A 17,309-nucleotide genomic window follows, 5' to 3' on the forward strand; every position below is an offset into this window, starting at 1 on the left:
CCTCACCCTCACCACATCCCGTTCATGAACGCAGAGTAACTACCGGTCCAGGTGTCACCTACCTCCCTCGCACCCTTTGCTCTGCCGCCCCATACGCGCCAAGCACACAGAGCAACCGTCGCGTCGAAGGCAGCAGAGCAAAGGGTGCGAGGGAGAGGAGGTGGGGCAGGAGAGGGCGGGCGGAAAATCCCTGTTCAGGGCAGTGGGGGGCGGCCGCGTAGAGGAAGGGCACCCGCATTTATCCTCGCGCCGGACACACACGGTGACCAAAGGGTGGCAACGACCATGCCATCACCCAGCGTGTCCGGGGCGATGGCAGCGGGGCTGTCCGTACCGGCAGATCCGACCCCGACCTGCGCGTGGGCGGCGGCACCGCGGGACACGACGACAGGGCGGCGACCACCGGCCCGCCCACCTGGGGCGGACGGGCCGGCGAACGAGCGGGCCAGTGAACGAGCGGACTGGCCGGGTCGGCGGCTCAGGGGGTCAGCCGGTGCAGGTCGCGCGGGAAGGCGGTCACCTCCCGGACGTTGGCCGCACCGACCAGCCGGGCCACGAACCGCTCCAGCCCGATGGCGAAACCGCCGTGCGGCGGCATCCCGTGCCGGAACGCCTCGACGTACCCGGCGTACGGCCCGACCGGCTCGCCGCGCGCCGCGAGCGCCGCCAGGTAGTCCTCGTGGCGGTGCAGCCGCTGCCCGCCGGTGACCAGTTCCAGCCCACGGAACAGCAGGTCGAACCCGTCGGCGTACGCCGGCCGGGCCGGGTCGGGATGGGTGTAGAAGGGCCGCTTCGCCATCGGGTACCCGGTGACGAAGAGGAAGTCCGAGCCGTGTGCGGCGCGGGCCCACTCCCCCAGCGCCCGTTCGTGGGCGGGGGCCAGGTCCGGTTCGTGGGGCGGTGCGCCGGCGATCCGCAGCGCCTCGGTGAAGTGCACGGCCGGGATCTCGACCGGCACCTCGGGCAGGGTCAGGCCCAGGGTGGTCACCGCGCCGCCGGCCCGCCGCGCCACCTCGGCGAGCATCCCGGCCAGGGTGTCCCGCAGCACCGCCATCACGTCCCGGTGGTCGACGACGAAGCCCAGCTCGACGTCGAGCGAGGTGTACCGGCACGCTAGCACCCGCCCCGGCGGTGTGTAACGAGCATTTCCGGGCCACCGGTGTGCGGTGTCACAGGGCTGGAGACGTGACGCCGGTCGCCCGACGCGCATCGATCGCCACCATCGGGCGTAGGCTCGGTTTTGTGACGATCGAGCACTCCGCGCCGACGACCCAGCAGGCAGCGCGCTCCGCGACGGTCGCCCCCGAGGGGCGACGGATGCTGCGGATCGAGGCGCGCAACGCCGAGACGCCGATCGAGCGCAAACCGCCGTGGATCAAGGTCAAGGCCAAGATGGGGCCGGAGTACACCGAGCTGCGGGGACTGGTCTCGCGCGAGGGGCTGCACACCGTCTGCCAGGAGGCCGGCTGCCCCAACATCTACGAGTGCTGGGAGGATCGCGAGGCCACCTTCCTCATCGGCGGCGACCAGTGCACCCGGCGCTGTGACTTCTGCCAGATCGACACCGGCAAGCCGGCCGAGTTCGACGCCGACGAGCCGCGCCGGGTCGCCGAGTCGGTCGCCACGATGGGGCTGCGGTACGCCACCATCACGGGCGTGGCCCGCGACGACCTGCCCGACGGTGGCGCGTGGCTCTACGCCGAGACCGTCCGGCAGATCCACGCGCTGCGCTCCGGCTGCGGCGTCGAGCTGCTGATCCCCGACTTCAACGCGGTCCCCGAGCAGCTCGCCGAGGTGTTCGGCGCCCGGCCCGAGGTGCTGGCGCACAACGTCGAGACGGTGCCCCGGATCTTCAAGCGGATCCGCCCGGCGTTCCGCTACGAGCGGTCCCTGGACGTGATCCGGCAGGCCCGCGCCGACGGCCTGGTCACCAAGAGCAACCTCATCCTGGGCATGGGCGAGGAGCGGGCCGAGGTCTCCCAGGCGCTGCGCGACCTGCACGACGCCGGCTGCGAGCTGATCACCATCACCCAGTACCTCCGCCCCACCCCCCGGCACCACCCGGTGACCCGTTGGGTCAAGCCCGAGGAGTTCGTCGAGCTGCGCGAGGAGGCCGAGGAGATCGGCTTCGCCGGGGTGATGAGCGGGCCGCTGGTGCGCTCGTCGTACCGCGCGGGGCGGCTCTACCAGCAGGCCCTGACGGCTCGGGCGGACGCTCCGGTCACGGTCGGCTGACCCGCGCACCACCATGCCGCGGTGACCATCCCGCTGGGCATTCGAGTGTGTCGATCTTCCCAGACATCGGCGACGTCTGCAAGGGGTGCCGGGTCGGCGGTACGGGCCAACCCGGGGGTGGTCCCCGAGCAGGGCGGGATCGTGCTAGATTCCGCCAGCCCCGACCCTCAAATCATCGATGGTGGTGTCTTTAATGGCGCAGCCGCACACGGTTGTCATCGGCGCCGGTCCAGCCGGTCTGACCGCCGCGTACGAGTTGACCCGCAGACACGCCCCGGTGGAGGTGGTGGAGGCCGACGACGTGGTCGGCGGGATCAGCCGCACCGTGGAGCGGGACGGCTGGCGGTTCGACATCGGCGGGCACCGGTTCTTCACGAAGGTGTCCCGGGTCGAGGCGTTCTGGCACGAGTTGCTCTCCGACGACGACTTCCTGCTGCGCCCCCGGATGAGCCGGATCCACTACCAGGGACGACTGTTCGACTATCCGCTGCGGGCCGGCAACGCCCTGAAGAACCTGGGTGTGCTGGAGGCGTCCCGGTGTGTCGGGTCGTACCTGTGGGCGCGGGTGCGCCCGCCGGCCGACCAGACCCACTTCGAGGGTTGGGTATCGGCCCGGTTCGGGGCCCGGCTGTACCGGATGTTGTTCAAGACGTACACCGAGAAGGTGTGGGGCATTCCCGCGACGGAGCTGCAGGCGGACTGGGCGGCCCAGCGGATCCGCAACCTCTCCCTCGGCGCGGCGATCCGCGGGGCGCTGCTGCCCAAGCGGGGCGGCAACGACGTGACCAGCCTGATCGAGGAGTTCCGTTACCCCCGGCTCGGCCCGGGGATGATGTGGGAACGCTGCGCCGAACTGGTGGTCAAGGCCGGCGGGACGGTCGAGCTGGAGACTGCGGTCCGCACGGTGCACCGCGAGGACGGCCGGGCGGTCGCGGTGACCGTCGACGGCCCGGCCGGTGAGCGACGGCTCGCCGCCGACCACGTGGTGTCCAGCATGCCGATCTCGGCCCTGGTCCGGGCGATGGACCCGCCCGCCCCGGCGGCGGTGCGCGACGCCGCCGACCTGCTGCGGTACCGGGACTTCCTGACCGTGGCGCTGGTGGTGCCCGCCGAGGCCAGCTTCCCTGACAACTGGATCTACGTACACACCCCGGGGGTGAAGGTCGGCCGGATCCAGAACTTCGGCGCCTGGTCGCCGGAGATGGTCCGTGACGGCGGCACCTGCCTCGGCCTGGAGTATTTCGTCAACGAGGGTGACGAGCTGTGGTCGACCCCCGATCCGGAGCTGGTCGCCTTCGGCACCGCCGAGCTGGAGCGGCTCGGCCTGGTCAGCCCCGGCTCGGTCACCACCGGGTACGTGGTGCGGATGCCGAAGGCCTACCCGGTCTACGACGAGGGCTACGGCGAGGCCGTCGAGGTGATCCGCCGCTGGCTGGCCGAGGCCGTGCCGAACGTGCACCCGGTGGGTCGCAACGGCATGCACCGGTACAACAACCAGGACCACTCGATGCTCACCGCGATGTTGACGGCGGAGAACATCCTGGACGGCACCGACCACGACGTCTGGTCGGTCAACGTCGAGGAGGACTACCACGAGGAGGGCGGCAGCGACGGTGCCGGCCACAGCGGCACGGGTCAGAGCGGCACCGGCCGCGCCGCCCCGGTCGTGCCGCGCCCCCGCACCGCGCCGCCGGCCGGGGACCGTTCGCCCACCGGCTGAGCAGCACCGGGACCGGTCGGGGTCGCCACTGCCCGCCGCCCACCGGACGGGGATCATCCGTCCTGGCGGGGACCACTAGACTCGGCGGCATGGCAAAGCCCCAGGAGAAGGTCTCGTTCGGCCAGCGGCTGAAGCAGATCGGGATGGTGTTCCAGTTCACCGCCAAGCAGGACAGGTGGTTCGCGCCGCTGACCGCCGCGGCGGTGCTGATCCCGCTCGCGCTCACCGTGGTCGCGGTGATCCTCTGGGGCTGGCTCTGGCTGCCGATCGGCATCCTGTTCGCCCTGCTCGCCGTGTTGATCGTGCTCAACCTGCGGTCCAACAAGGCGATGATGAACGCGGCCGAGGGGCAGCCCGGCGCGGCGGCGCAGATCATGGAGAACATGCGCGGCGACTGGCGGGTCACCCCGGCGGTCAGCTCCACCACCCAGATGGACATGGTGCACCTGGTAATCGGCCGTCCCGGCGTGATCCTGCTGGCCGAGGGGAACCCGCAGCGGGTGCGGGGCCTGCTGGGCCAGGAGAAGCGCCGGCTGGCCAAGGTGATCGGCTCCGCGCCGCTGCACGACTACGTGATCGGCCAGGGCGAGGGCGAGCTGCCGATCCGCAAGCTGCGGATGACCCTGATGCGGCTGCCGCGCACCCTGAACGGCAAGGACGTCAACTCGCTCGACAAGCGGCTCAAGGCGCTCACCGCCCGCCCGCAGATGCCCAAGGGCGCGATCCCGAAGAACATGCGGCCCCCGGGTCGCGCGTTCCGCCAGACGCGGGGCCGCTGACCCCTCCTGTCGTACGCCGTCGGAGCCGGGCCCGTTCGTCGGGCCCGGCTCCGACTGGTCCGGGGCCCGGAGCCGCCCCCGCGGCGGGCAGGTCAGCGGGGGGCGTCGGCGATGACCGCGCCGGTGAGCCGGTCGTGCAGGCCACGGCGCTGTTCGTCCATGATCAGCGGCGGCACCACCAGGGCCAGGAGCAGGCCACGCAGCAGCGCCCGGGGTATCCCGAGCCGACCGCCGTCGGACCAGTCGAGGCAGCGGAGCCGGGTGATCCACATGCCGGGGGTCTGGGCGAAGAGGCCGAGGAAGAGGCCGTACTCGACGACGAGCACCAGCACCGGGGCCCAGCCGTCGCGGACCGGGTCGGCGAAGAAGTTCGACACCAGCAGGCAGAGCACCCAGTCGATCACCAGGGCACCGAACCGTCGACCGAGGCTCGGCGGGGTGAAGGCGGGGTCGGTGGCGGGCGGCACCGGTGCCGCGGCGGGCGGACTCGTCACGACGGCCAAGGGTAGTCAGTGCCGCACCAGGTGGTGCCGGCCGGCCCGGACGCCGTCGCGAGGCAGGCGAGTAGGGCTTTCCCGCATCCTGTGCAAATTTGGTCTATTCATGTCGAATGGCGATACACCGCATCAGCCGGTATCGTCCGAACGGACAACCCGGCGGGTACTGAGCGGCGCAGATGACGCTCCGCGAGCGACGTAACACGGCAGAAACATTGGAGACACGGGCGAGCAACCCCACGGTCATAGCGTCGCCAGAGCCCAGCCACCGTAGTGGACGTGCCAGGAGGACGTGTGTTTGCCAATCCCGAGGAACTCCTGCGATACCTCAAGAACGAGGACGTAAAGTTCGTCGACGTACGTTTTTGTGACCTGCCCGGCGTGATGCAGCACTTCAATCTGCCGGTGGAGTCCTTCGACGACAGCGTCTTCACCGACGGTCTCGCGTTCGACGGTTCGTCGATCCGCGGTTTCCAGGCGATCCACGAGTCGGACATGCTCCTGCTCCCGGACGTCGCGACCGCCTTCATCGACCCGTTCCGCGCGCAGAAGACCCTCGCGCTGAACTTCTTCATCCACGACCCGTTCACCCGTGAGGCCTACTCCCGGGACCCGCGCAACGTGGCGAAGAAGGCCGAGGCGTACCTGGCCGCGAGCGGCATCGCCGACACCGCGTACTTCGGTGCCGAGGCCGAGTTCTACATCTTCGACTCGATCCGCCACGAGACCTCCGCGCACCAGTCGTTCTACTACATCGACTCGGTCGAGGGCGCGTGGAACACCGGGCGCGAAGAGGTCGGCGGCAACCGCGGCTACAAGACCGCGTACAAGGGCGGTTACTTCCCGGTGCCGCCGGTGGACCACTACGCCGACCTGCGTGACTCGATCGTGCGTCGCCTGGTCGACGGCGGTTTCACCGTGGAGCGTTCGCACCACGAGGTCGGCACCGCCGGTCAGTCGGAGATCAACTACAAGTTCTCCACCCTGCTGCACGCCGGTGACCAGCTCCAGCTCTTCAAGTACATCGTGAAGAACGAGGCCTGGGCCAACGGCAAGACGGCCACCTTCATGCCGAAGCCGCTCTTCGGCGACAACGGCTCCGGCATGCACACCCACCAGAGCCTCTGGCTCAACGGTGAGCCGCTGTTCTACGACGAGACCGGCTACGCCGGCCTGTCGGACATGGCCCGCTGGTACATCGGTGGCCTGCTGCACCACGCCCCGTCGCTGCTGGCGTTCACCAACCCGACGGTCAACTCGTACCGCCGGCTGGTGCCCGGTTACGAGGCTCCGGTCAACCTGGTCTACTCGCAGCGCAACCGCTCCGCCTGCACCCGCATCCCGGTCACCGGCAGCAACGCCAAGGCCAAGCGGGTCGAGTTCCGGGTGCCGGACCCGTCCAGCAACCCGTACCTCGCCTTCTCGGCCATGATGATGGCCGGCCTGGACGGCATCAAGAGCAAGATGGAGCCGCCGGCTCCGATCGACAAGGACCTCTACGACCTCCCGCCGGAGGAGTGGGGCGACGTCAAGCAGGTCCCGGGCTCGCTGCCGGAGGTGCTCGACGCGCTCGAGGCCGACCACGACTACCTGCTCGACGGTGGCGTCTTCACGCCCGACCTGATCTCCACCTGGGTCGGCTGGAAGCGGGCCAACGAGGTCGACCCGGTGCGCCTGCGCCCGACCCCGCACGAGTTCGCCATGTACTTCGACTGCTGAGGCTTCCCTCGACGGTCACGTTCCACCGGCCGGGCCGGCTCCGCGACTGCGGAGCCGGCCCGTTCCGCATACCGACCCCGACCAGTCGGTCCGGACCAGGCAGACCCGGATCAGGTCCCCTCGTCGAGGCGTGCACCGGTCCCGGTCGGCCCCGCGCGACGGGCCCGCCAGGCGCGCGAGGCCCACCAGGCCAGCACCACCAGCAGCGCCGTCACCGCGATCGCGCCGGGCGCCTTGGTGTACCGGGCGACCGTGGTGCCGTCCGGCAGGGTGAGGAAGGACGCCACCGCCGCGGGCAACACGAACCAGGTGGTCCGGGTCGCCGACCCGGCGAGCACCAGCAGTGGCCAGGTCACGTACCACGGGTGCAGGACCGGGGCGAGGAACACCGTCGCGGCCAGCGCCGTACCCGCCGCGAACAGGGTGATCCGGGGCCGGGCCGCCGCCAGCCGGTGCACCCGCTGTCGGACGTCGTTGCGCCGGCGCAGCGCCGTCCACGCCCGCCACCAGAGCAGCGCCAGCAGCACCGCCAGCACCAGCAGCCCCACCGCCCGGGTCACCGGCACCGCGCCCGGGTGTCGACCGACGCCCTCGCCGACGTAGTCGACCACGAAGCCGACCGCCGTCGGGGGCGACGTCCACTGCTCCGAGTCACCGCTGCGGGCCAGCCCGTCCACCCAGCCCAGCCCCAGCCCGGACAGCACCGAGGCAGCCGCCAGGGTGACCACCACCGCCCCGGCCAGCCGACCGCCGTCGCGCAGCAGGGCCCGCCAGGTGTAGCGGCCGTGCACCGCCGCCAGCGCCGCGAAGGGCAGCACCACCACCGCGGTCGCCTTCACCGCCACCGCCAGCCCGAGCAGCACCCCGGCGACGAGCAGGGCCCGGGTCCGGCCGGGCGACCGGACCAGCACCAGCAGGCCCAGCAGGAGCAGCCCGAGCATCACCGCGTCGTTGTGCGCGCCGGCCACCAGGTGCACCCCGATCAGCGGGGAGGCCAGCGCCAGCCAGGCCGCCCGTCGGGTGGGCACCCCGGCGGCGCGGGCCAGGCCGGGCAGGCAGAGCGCCGCCAGCAGCACCCCGGCCACCGCGTACAACCGGAGCACGACCAGGGTGCCGACCAGGGTGCCGCCGAGCCCGGCGGCCAGCGCGGCCAGCAGCACGAAGACCGGGCCGTACGGGGCCGGGGTGTCCCGCCAGATCGGCGCCACCGAGTCGACCCACGGGCAGCCGGCCGCCGCCACCCCCACCCGGTACGGGTCGTGCCCGGCCGCGTACGACCAGCCCTGGCAGGCGTACGAGTAGACGTCCCGGCTGGCCAGCGGTGGGGTGACCAGCAGCGGCAGCGACCACAGCCCGGCGGTGACGTACGCCCACCGGGTGGACGGCGCACCGGCGCGCAGCGCCCACCAGGCCCCCACCATCAGGGCCGTCCCGGCCAGCCAGCAGAGTGTCGCGGCAGGGCCGTGCGGCGCCCGCCACGGGCCGGTCGGCGGCACCTGGGAAAGCGCCCCGCCCAGCCAGCCGGCCACGCCCAGCAGCACCGCACCGGCCAACCCGAGGTAGCGCGCCCGTCGGGCCCGCCCCTCGGTCGGCACGCCGGGTCCGGTCACCGGCCACCCTTCCCTCAGTCGGCGGTCGAAACGGCGGTGACGGGCCGCCGGGCCGCCCGAGCCGACCGTACCAACCGGGCGGCCACCACGATCACCAACACCGTCATCAGCGGGGCGCCGGGCATCTTGGTGTAGCGGGCCAGCCCGGTGCCGTCGGGCAGCACCAGGAACACCGAGAGCAACGCCACCAGCGCGAACCACCGGGTCGTCCGCTGGGTCGTCGCGGCGAGCACCGCCAGCGGCCAGAGCCAGTACCAGGGATGGAACAGCGGCGCGAGGGCCACCGTCGCGGCCAGGGCCAGCCCGGCGTGCCAGAGCGGATCGCGGGTGCGGGCCCGCCACCAGAGCCAGACCAGCAGCACCGCCAGGACCGCCATGCCGATCGCCCGGGTCACCGGCAGCGCGTCGATGTGCGCGCCGAACAGCGCCGCGACGAACCCGGCGGTCTGCCCGACCGCGGTCGGCGGCGAGGTCCAGGCGATCGCCAGGCCCCCCTGCTGCAAACCGGAGATCCAACCGAAGTCCAGCCCGGCGGCGAACGTCAGCCCGACGACCGTTCCCACCGCGCCGCCGACCACCCAGCCACCGGTTCGCAACAACCCCCGGATCGAGTACCCCCCGGCGAGCGCGACCAGCGCCGCGAAGGGCACGACGACCAGCGCGGTCGCCTTGATCCCGGCGGCCAGGCCGAGCAGCACGCCGCCGGCCAGCAACGGGCCGGGACGCCCCGGACCCGACGCCACCACCGCCAGCCCGACGACGAGCAGGCCGATCATCAGCGCGTCGTTGTGCGCACCGGAGATCAGGTGCACCCCGACCAGCGGCGAGCCGAGCGTCAGCCACAGCGCCCGCCCGGGTGCCACCCCACAGCGGCGGGCCAGCACCGGCAGCCCCGCCACCACCAGGCCGACCCCGGCCACCGCCAGCACCCGGAACAGCACGATGCTGCCGACCAGTGAGTCCGTCATCGCCACCACCGCGCCGGAGAGCAGGACGAACAGTGGCCCGTAGGGGGCCGGGGTGTCCCGCCAGATCGGCGAGACCGTCTCCAGCCACGGGCACGGCAGGGCCGACACCCCCTGCTCGTACGGGTTGAAACCGGCCGCGTAGGTCGCACCCTGGCAGGCGTACGCGTAGACGTCCCGGCTGCCCAGCGGGGGCGCGACCAGCAGCGGGACCAGCCAGAGCCCGGCGGTGACCAGCGCCCACCGGACCGACGGGACCCGGTCGCGCAGCGCCCACCACGCCCCGGCCATCAGCCCCAGCCCGACAATCCACAGAGCAATGAGCAGGGGCCCGTTCGGGCCCTGCCAGATGCTGACCGGGGTGAGCCGGTGCGGCGAGGAGGGCAGCGCGCCGCCCAGGAAAGCAGCGACGGCGAGCATCGTCGAGCCGGCCAGACCGGTCCAGCGCGCTAGTGGGAAGGGCATGGAAGGACATGCTGCCAGTACGGCGGTGACGACCCGGTGGTGGGCCGCGCCGGTCAGCAGTGGTGCGCCGGCACGAGGTGGCTGGAGATCGAGAAGTCACCTGGGGCGTGCACGCTGACCTCGGTCCACCCGTCGCGCCCCGGCCGCAGGCAGCCGTTTGCCGCCGACAGCGAGAGCCAGCGCGACCACCGTACGCGGACCTGCACGTTCCCGGTCCGGTCAGCCGTGAACCGAATCCCGGCCTGGTCTGCGGAGACCAGCCGTCCCGGAGCACTCACTATCGGCGCGGGGTCGGCGACGGCGTACAGCCGCCAGTCCGCGTTGCGCCACACCTCACGCAGGTAGGGCTGGCCGGCGAGCACCAGCTCGGCCTCGTCCCGCGCCCACCGGTCGGGTGGCGCATCGGGCGCGACGGCGACATAGTGGACGGCATTGGCGCGCAGCCATTGCGCGTACGAATCGGCGGTCAGCCGGCCGGTGTAGAAGACGGCGTTACGGTCCGCGTCGACCTGTCGTTCCCAGCCCCGGGCCAGCGGGACGGTCGGTGGGAGGTACGCCGACTCCCAGTGGTCGCGCAGCGGCACCACCTCGGCCCGGCCCACCGGTTGCCGTCGGGCCAACTCGTCGACGAGCGGACGGTAGAAGGCGGCACCGCTCTCCACCGAGCCGGCGCGCGTCACGTCGCTGACCATCACCGGGTTCTGCCACCAGACGGCGGCGACGAGCAGACCGACCAGCCATGGTCTGCGCACCGGAGCGAAGCCGGCGAGCAGCGGCAGGACGAAGAGCATCGGCAGCCGAAGGGCATTGGAGCCGATCGGGCTGGGCAGGTAGAAGGCGGCGACCAGCAACACCACGGTCAGCAGCGCACCCACGCGCAGCACCCGGTGCTGCCGGCCGACGACGGCGTACCCCAGCACGGCCAGCGCCACGTTGATCCGCATCGACTCGGCCGAGTACGGCTGGGTGCCGCCGTTGCCGAACAGCACCGCCATCGGCGCGAGGGCGAGCGCGGGGGTGATGCTGAGGACGAGGCCTTCGGTCACCGGGCCGGTGGCCCGCCAGCCACCCGGCAGGGATCTTCCCGAGCCGTCGCCTCGTTGCAGGGTGGCCAGCAGCACCGCGGCACCGGCCAGTCCGGTGAACAGCCCGGCGACCGGGCTGGCCCAGGTGGCGAGGGCGGCGAGCAGGGCGGCCACGGCCAACCGCAGCGGCCGGACCGGTCGTTCCACCGCCACCGCGCAGAGGGCGAGCAGCCCGAACGCGAGCCCGACGGCGAAGGTGATCCGGCCGCTCGCCAGGTTCCCGACCAGCACCACCGCGCCCAGGACCGCGCCCAGCAGGCAGCGGCGGGCGCCGAAGCGCACAAACAGCCAGGCCAATGCCGCCGACGAGACGACCGCCGCCAAGGCGCCGAGCGGCCGTACGCCGACCAGCGCGCCGAGCAGTTGGGTATAGAGGCTGTAACCGGCCTGGTTGACGCCGCCGTACCAGGCGAAGTCGATCGGGGCCAGGCCGTTGCGGGCGGCGAAGCCCGCGCGGGCGACCTGGGCCGACAGGTCGGTGCCCATCGGCGGGGCGAGCAGGAATGCGACGGCGAGCAGCAGCGACACCGCCAGCGCCGCGAGGACGGGACGCGCGGACTGCTCACGGCGGGTCGTCGGCACCGAGCAGTCCTACCACGGTGCGCGCGGTAACACCCGACCGGGGTCTTCGCCCACCCTCAGCGCCCCGGCACCCGGTCTCACTGTCAGGGGCGGGTGGGGCGGACCGGGGAGGGGCGGGCGCGGACGTGCAGCCGTTCCCCCTGCGGCCCGAAGAGGCTGAGGATCTCCGCCGGGGCGTCGTACGGGTTGCCGAACCAGTGCGGTGTCCGGGTGTCGAACTCGGCGACCTCGCCGGCGTCGAGGGTGAGGTCGTGCCCGCCGAGCAGCAGCCGTACCCGGCCGGAGAGCACGTAGAGCCACTCGTACCCCTCGTGCACCTGCTGGGTCGGCTCCCCCACCGGCACCCCGGGTGGGTAGATCATCTTGTACGCCTGGACGCCACCGGGGCGGCGGGTCAGCGGCACGATGGTGACCCCGTGCCGGAGCATCGGCCGGGGATGGACCCGGGGGTCGCCGGTCTGCGGTGCGCCGACCAGGTCGTCCAGCGGCACCCGGTGGAATCGGGCCAGGGCGAGCAGGAGCTCCAGGGTGGGCCGCCGCCCGCCGGACTCCAGCCGGGACAGCGTGCTGACCGAGATGCCGGTCGCCGCGCCGATCTGGGCCAGGGTCACGCCGCGCTGTTGGCGCAGCGCCCGTAGGCGCGGCCCGACGGTGGTCAGCACCTCGTCCGGAGCGCCGGTCCCCGTCTCGCCCGGGTCGGCCCACTGCCCCGACCCGCCAGCGCGGCCCGGCCGATGCTCTGCCGCCTGGTCCGTACGGTCGTCGGTCACCGCACCAGTTTGCCATTCCGGCAACGATTTTTGGCAACCGGGCGATCGACGCGGACGATCCGGAGCATCGGCGGGACGGACCCGCCCGCGAGGAGGCAGAGACCATGACGTACCCGGTGGTGCACGACGTGGTGGTGGTCGGCGGCGGCGCGGCCGGGCTCAGCGGCGCGCTCGCCCTGGGCCGGTTCCGCCGTGACGTGGTGGTGGTCGACGGCGGCGCCCCGCGCAACGCCCCGGCCGACCACGTGCACAACTACCTGACCAGCGAGGGTGTCCCGCCCGCCGCGCTCTACGCGACGGGCCGGTCGGAGGTGGCCCGGTACGGGGTGACCGTGCTCGACGGCACGGTCACCGCCGCCCACCCGGTCACCGCCGCCCACCCAGGCGACACCGGCCCGGCGGGCGACCCCGGCCCAGGCGACGCCCACCCAGGCCATGCCGGCCCGGCGGGCGACACCCACCCGGCGCGGTTCGCGGTGACCCTGGCCGACGGCCGTACCCTGCACGCCCGGCGGTTGCTGGTCACCACCGGCCTGGTCGACGAGCTGCCCGACGTGCCGGGGCTGGCCGACCGGTGGGGTCGGGACGTGCTGCACTGCCCGTACTGCCACGGTTGGGAGGTACGTGACCAGGCCGTCGGGGTGCTCGCCACCGGTCCGATGGCCGCCCACCAGGCGCTGCTGTTCCGCCAGCTCACCGACGACGTGGTGGTCTTCACGCACACCGCCGGCCCGCTGCCCGCCGACGAGGCGGAGAAGCTGGCCGCCCGGGGCGTCACGGTGGTCGACGGCGAGGTGGCGGCGGTGGAGGTCACCGCCGACCGGCTCACCGGCGTACGACTGCGTTCCGGCCGGGTGGTCCCCCGGGAGGCACTGGTGGTGGCCCCCCGGTTCGACGTCCGGGCCGCTTTCCTCACCGGACTCGGCCTGACCACCGAGGACTTCGGCGTCGGCGGGCACGTCTTCGGCGACCGGATCGCCGCCGATGCCACCGGCGCGACCGGGGTGCCCGGCGTCTGGGCGGCCGGCAACGTCACCGACCCGCAGGCCACCGTGATCGCCGCCGCCGCAGCGGGCCTCAAGGCCGCCGCCGCGCTCAATGCCGACCTGATCGACGAGGACACCGGCCGGGCGGTGGCCGCCCACCGCGCCGCCGGAGCCATCACCGGAGCCTCCGGAGACGGGCACGGGATCGACGACGACCCGACGGTGGACGAGGAGACCGCCCGGCACTGGGACGAGCTGTACCGGGCCCGGGAGCGGTACTGGAGCGGACGGCCCAATCCGCACCTGGTCGACGTGGTCGGGCCACTGCCCGCCGGCACCGCCCTCGACCTGGGCTGCGGGGAAGGCGGCGACGCGGTGTGGCTGGCCCGGCAGGGCTGGCGGGTGACCGCCGTCGACGTCTCCACCGCCGCCCTGGAGCGGTCGGCCGCCGCGGTGACGGCTGCCGGGGTGGCCTCCCTGGTCGACTTCCAGCGACACGACCTGGCCCGGACCTTCCCGACCGGCATGTTCGACCTGGTTTCGGCGCAGTTCCTCCAGTCGCCGCTGGACTTCCCCCGGACCGAGGTGCTGCGGGCGGCGGCCCGGGCGGTCGCCCCCGGCGGGCGGCTGCTCGTGGTCGAGCACGGTGCGGTGCCCCCGTGGGGCAACGCCGAACATCACCACGTACGGTTCCCCACCCCGCAGGAGACCCTGGCCGACCTCGACCTCGACCCGGACGGGTGGCACGTCGAACGGCTGGACGCGCCGCAGCGGCAGGCCACCGGCCCGAACGGCGAGACCGGCACCCTGATCGACCACCTGGTGCTGGTCCGCCGCCGGTGACGGGGCCGGCCGGGTCACCGCACCGGCGGCGGGGCTCAGGCCTCCAGGACCCGCTGCATGGCGGCCCGGGACCGCCGGGCGGTCCGCAGGTACTCGTCGAGAAACTCCCCCGGGTCGTCGGCGCCGAGCAGCCGCACCACGCCGGCCAGCTCCACCCCGTGCCGGGGCAGCTGGTCGCCGGCCCGGCCCCGGACCAGCATCAGCGCGTTGCGGACCTGCGCGGCGAGGGTCCACCCGGCGGCCATCGCGGCGGCGTCCGCCGGGTCGACCAGCTTGGCGTCCCGGGCCGCCGCGAGGGCGTCGAGGGTACGCGTGCCGCGCAGCTGCGGGTACGCCCCGGCATGCCGGAGCTGGAGCAGCTGCACCGCCCACTCGACGTCGGCCAGGCCACCCCGGCCCAGTTTGGTGTGGGTGGCCGGGTCGGCCCCCCGGGGCAGACGCTCGTTCTCCACCCGGGCCTTGATCCGCCGGATCTCGACGACCTGCTCACGGGTCAACCCGTCGGCCGGATAGCGGACCGGGTCGACCATCGCCTCGAACTCGGCGCCCAGGTCGGCGTCGCCGCAGACGAACCGGGCCCGCAGCAGCGCCTGCGCCTCCCAGACCCGGGACCAGCGGGCGTAGTACTGGGCGTAGGCGGCGAGGCTGCGGACCAGCGGGCCCTGACGTCCCTCGGGGCGCAGGTCGGCGTCGACCCCGAGCGCCGGATCGGGGGCCGGGGCGGCGAGCAGCCGGCGCAGTTCCTCGGCGATCGCGTGCGCGGTGGCGCTCGCGGTGCTCTCCGCCACCCCGTCCGGCAGGTCGTAGACGAAGAGCACGTCGGCGTCGGAGAGGTAGTTCGACTCGTACCCGCCGAGACGTCCCAGGCCGATCACCGCGAACCGCAGGCCGGGCAGCGCCGGCTGGGCCGCCCGGACGGCGCGCAACGCGGCGGACAGGGTGGCGTCGGTGACGAAGGACAGCCCGGTGCCGACCCGGGTGACGTCGGCCAGCGGGCCGGTCGGCATGCCGCGCTCGGGGCGCGGGGCCAACCCGCCGGCCCGGCTGAGCACGTCGGCGCAGGCGATCCGGACGAGTTCCCGGCGGCGCAGCGCGCGTACCGCCCGGGTCGCCTCGACCGGGTCGGCGTGCCGGGCCGCGGCGGCGGCGAACCCGTCACAGAGCACCTCCCTCGGCCGGGGGGTCAGCTCGTTCTCCTCGGCCAGCAGCCGCAGCGCCTCCGGCTCCCGGGCCAGCAGGTCGGCCGCGTACCGGGACGACGACAGCACCCGGGCCAGCCGGCGGGCCACCGGGCCGGAGTCGCGCAGCAGCCGCAGGTACCACGGGGTGCTGCCGAGCTTGTCGGAGACCTGCCGGTAGTTGAGCAGCCCCCGGTCCGGTTCGGGCGCGTCGGCGAACTCGCTGAGCAGCACCGGCAGCAGGGTCCGCTGGATGGCGGCGGTTCGGCTCACCCCGCCGGTGAGGGCCTGGAGGTGACGCAGCGCCCCGGCCGGGTCGGCGAAGCCGAGGATCTCCAGCCGGTGCCGGGCCGCCTCCGGGGTGAGTCGCAGCCCGTCGGCGGGCACCCGGGCCACCGACTCCAGCAGCGGCCGGTAGAGCAGCTTGGCGTGCAGCCGGCGTACCTCGGTGGCGTGGGCGACCCAGTCGGCGCGGAAGCTCTCGACGGCGCTGCGGCCCGGGATGGCGGCGTAGCCGAGCGCGGCGGCCAGCCAGCGCAGCGCGACCGGCTCGGCCGGCACGGTGTGGGTACGCCGCAACGCCTGGAGCTGGAGCCGGTGCTCGACGCCGCGCAGGAAGCGGTACCCGCGCAGCAGCGCCTCACCGTCGGCCCGCCCCACGTAGCCACCGGCCACCAACGCGCGCAGCGCCGGCACGGTGCCCGGCACCCGCAGCGACTCGTCGCCCCGGCCGTGCACCAGTTGCAGCAGTTGGACGGCGAACTCGATGTCCCGCAGCCCGCCGGGACCGCGTTTGATCTCGCGGTCCAGCTCCTTCGGCGGGATGTTGTCGATGATCCGACGTCGCATGGCCCGGACGTCGGAGACCGCCTCGGGTCGTTCGGACGCCCGCCAGACCAGCGGGGCGAGGGCGTCGACCCACTCGCCGGCCAGCTCCAGGTCACCGGCGGCCGGGCGGGCCTTGAGCAGCGCCTGGAACTCCCAGGTACGGGCCCACCGTTGGTAGTAGGCGAGGTGGCTGGCGAGGGTGCGGACCAGTGGCCCCCGGTTGCCCTCGGGGCGCAGCGCGGCGTCCACCGGCCAGGCGACCAACCCGCAGATGTGGATCAGGCGGGCCGCGACGGTGGTCGCGGCGGGCAGGTCCGCGTCGGTCGCGGCCACGAAGATCACGTCGACGTCGGAGACGTAGTTCAGCTCGTCGCCGCCGCACTTGCCCATCGCCACCACGGCCAGCCGGGGCCGGGGCGTCCCCGCCGGCAGTTCGGCCACCGCTATCTCGTACGCCGCCGTCAGGGTGGCGTCGGCCAGCGCGGAGAGCGCGGCCATCACCTGCTCCAGGCCACGCCCGCCGGTCAGGTCGGCCGCCGCGATCCGCAGCAACGCCAACCGGTACGCCTGCCGCAGCACCGCCACCGGCGCGGTGGCGGTGGTCAGCCGGCCGGCGAGGGCCAGGTCGAGCCGGCCGTCGGCGGTAGGGGCCAGCCCGTCCGGGGCGGTGCCGAGCACCGTCCACTGCCCGGGGTTGGCGACCAGATGATCCCCCAGGGCGGAGGAGGCGCCGAGCACGGCGACCAGCCGGCGGCGCAGGCCCGGGTCGGCGGCGAGCCCGGCCAGCAGGGCCGATCCGACCGCGCCGTTGCCGGCGGCGCGGCGCTCGGTCTCCACCATCCGGTGCAGTTGGCGCAGTGCCAGATCCGGGTCGGCGGCGCGGGAGAGCGCGGCGAGCAGGTCGGCTGCCGGGCGGTCGGTGGGCTCCTGCTCGTCGGCCTGCCACAGCCCGAGCCCGTCCGCGCCGAGCAGGTCGGCGGCGCGAACTCCGCCGTCGCCCTCGGCGAACCCGTAGCGGGCGAGTCGTCCCCTGGTCGGTCTGCTCAT

General features: G+C 73.6%; 11 protein-coding genes and 1 pseudogene. 5 read left to right on the top strand and 7 right to left on the bottom strand.

Going from position 1 to position 17,309, the window contains the following annotated elements:
• Positions 1-478: 478 nt before the first annotated feature.
• Positions 479-1,180 (bottom strand): annotated as a pseudogene (locus tag ACIG87_RS09240) (amino acid--tRNA ligase-related protein); the annotation flags it as partial.
• A 5-nt stretch (positions 1,181-1,185) separates the two neighbouring features.
• On the opposite strand from ACIG87_RS09240, the gene lipA reads away from it, so the two are divergent.
• The 3 genes from lipA to ACIG87_RS09255 all read left to right on the top strand — a co-directional run bounded on the left by lipA (position 1,186) and on the right by ACIG87_RS09255 (position 4,734).
• Positions 1,186-2,235, top strand: coding sequence for a lipoyl synthase (lipA, locus tag ACIG87_RS09245; protein WP_396849627.1), 1,050 nt, complete (start codon positions 1,186-1,188; stop codon positions 2,233-2,235).
• 193 nt (positions 2,236-2,428) lie between these two features.
• Complete coding sequence (locus tag ACIG87_RS09250; protein WP_396849629.1) at positions 2,429-3,955, top strand: NAD(P)/FAD-dependent oxidoreductase; 1,527 nt, start codon at positions 2,429-2,431, stop codon at positions 3,953-3,955.
• 89 nt (positions 3,956-4,044) lie between these two features.
• On the top strand, positions 4,045-4,734 hold the full coding sequence (locus tag ACIG87_RS09255) for a DUF4191 domain-containing protein (protein ID WP_396849631.1): 690 nt from the start codon (positions 4,045-4,047) through the stop codon (positions 4,732-4,734).
• A gap of 92 nt (positions 4,735-4,826) precedes the next feature.
• On the opposite strand, the gene ACIG87_RS09260 is transcribed toward ACIG87_RS09255, so the two are convergent.
• Complete coding sequence (locus tag ACIG87_RS09260; protein ID WP_396849633.1) at positions 4,827-5,228, bottom strand: RDD family protein; 402 nt, start codon at positions 5,226-5,228, stop codon at positions 4,827-4,829.
• A gap of 297 nt (positions 5,229-5,525) precedes the next feature.
• On the opposite strand from ACIG87_RS09260, the gene glnA reads away from it, so the two are divergent.
• On the top strand, positions 5,526-6,950 hold the full coding sequence (gene glnA, locus ACIG87_RS09265; RefSeq protein ID WP_396849635.1) for a type I glutamate--ammonia ligase: 1,425 nt from the start codon (positions 5,526-5,528) through the stop codon (positions 6,948-6,950).
• Between the two features lie 110 nt (positions 6,951-7,060).
• Here the strand turns inward: glnA and mptB (ACIG87_RS09270) are convergent, their stop codons facing one another.
• From mptB (ACIG87_RS09270) to ACIG87_RS09285, 4 genes are all read right to left on the bottom strand, one after another.
• A complete protein-coding gene (gene mptB, locus ACIG87_RS09270) occupies positions 7,061-8,560 on the bottom strand; it encodes a polyprenol phosphomannose-dependent alpha 1,6 mannosyltransferase MptB (RefSeq protein ID WP_396849637.1) in 1,500 nt (499 codons plus the stop codon).
• Positions 8,561-8,574: 14 nt separating this feature from the next.
• A complete protein-coding gene (gene mptB, locus ACIG87_RS09275) occupies positions 8,575-9,990 on the bottom strand; it encodes a polyprenol phosphomannose-dependent alpha 1,6 mannosyltransferase MptB (RefSeq protein WP_396849639.1) in 1,416 nt (471 codons plus the stop codon).
• Positions 9,991-10,043: 53 nt separating this feature from the next.
• Entirely contained in the window at positions 10,044-11,657 is a 1,614-nt protein-coding gene (locus ACIG87_RS09280) for a hypothetical protein (protein WP_396849641.1), read from the bottom strand.
• An 83-nt stretch (positions 11,658-11,740) separates the two neighbouring features.
• On the bottom strand, positions 11,741-12,319 hold the full coding sequence (locus ACIG87_RS09285) for a helix-turn-helix domain-containing protein (protein WP_396849721.1): 579 nt from the start codon (positions 12,317-12,319) through the stop codon (positions 11,741-11,743).
• A gap of 212 nt (positions 12,320-12,531) precedes the next feature.
• Here ACIG87_RS09285 and ACIG87_RS09290 point away from each other — a divergent pair, with 212 nt between their 5' ends.
• Complete coding sequence (locus tag ACIG87_RS09290) at positions 12,532-14,256, top strand: FAD-dependent oxidoreductase (protein ID WP_396849643.1); 1,725 nt, start codon at positions 12,532-12,534, stop codon at positions 14,254-14,256.
• A 35-nt stretch (positions 14,257-14,291) separates the two neighbouring features.
• Here the strand turns inward: ACIG87_RS09290 and ACIG87_RS09295 are convergent, their stop codons facing one another.
• A complete protein-coding gene (locus ACIG87_RS09295) occupies positions 14,292-17,309 on the bottom strand; it encodes a bifunctional [glutamine synthetase] adenylyltransferase/[glutamine synthetase]-adenylyl-L-tyrosine phosphorylase (protein ID WP_396849645.1) in 3,018 nt (1,005 codons plus the stop codon).

This window comes from Micromonospora sp. NPDC051925, assembly GCF_044548625.1.
GTDB lineage: Bacteria > Actinomycetota > Actinomycetes > Mycobacteriales > Micromonosporaceae > Micromonospora.

Excerpts from the sequence above, each read along its gene's own strand:
- ACIG87_RS09255 (WP_396849631.1), top strand. The coding sequence starts at position 4,045 with ATGGCAAAGCCCCAGGAGAAGGTCTCGTTCGGCCAGCGGCTGAAGCAG.
- ACIG87_RS09295 (WP_396849645.1), bottom strand. The coding sequence starts at position 17,309 with ATGAGCAGACCGACCAGGGGACGACTCGCCCGCTACGGGTTCGCCGAG.
- ACIG87_RS09290 (WP_396849643.1), top strand. The coding sequence starts at position 12,532 with ATGACGTACCCGGTGGTGCACGACGTGGTGGTGGTCGGCGGCGGCGCG.
- ACIG87_RS09250 (WP_396849629.1), top strand. The coding sequence starts at position 2,429 with ATGGCGCAGCCGCACACGGTTGTCATCGGCGCCGGTCCAGCCGGTCTG.
- mptB (WP_396849639.1), bottom strand. The coding sequence starts at position 9,990 with ATGCCCTTCCCACTAGCGCGCTGGACCGGTCTGGCCGGCTCGACGATG.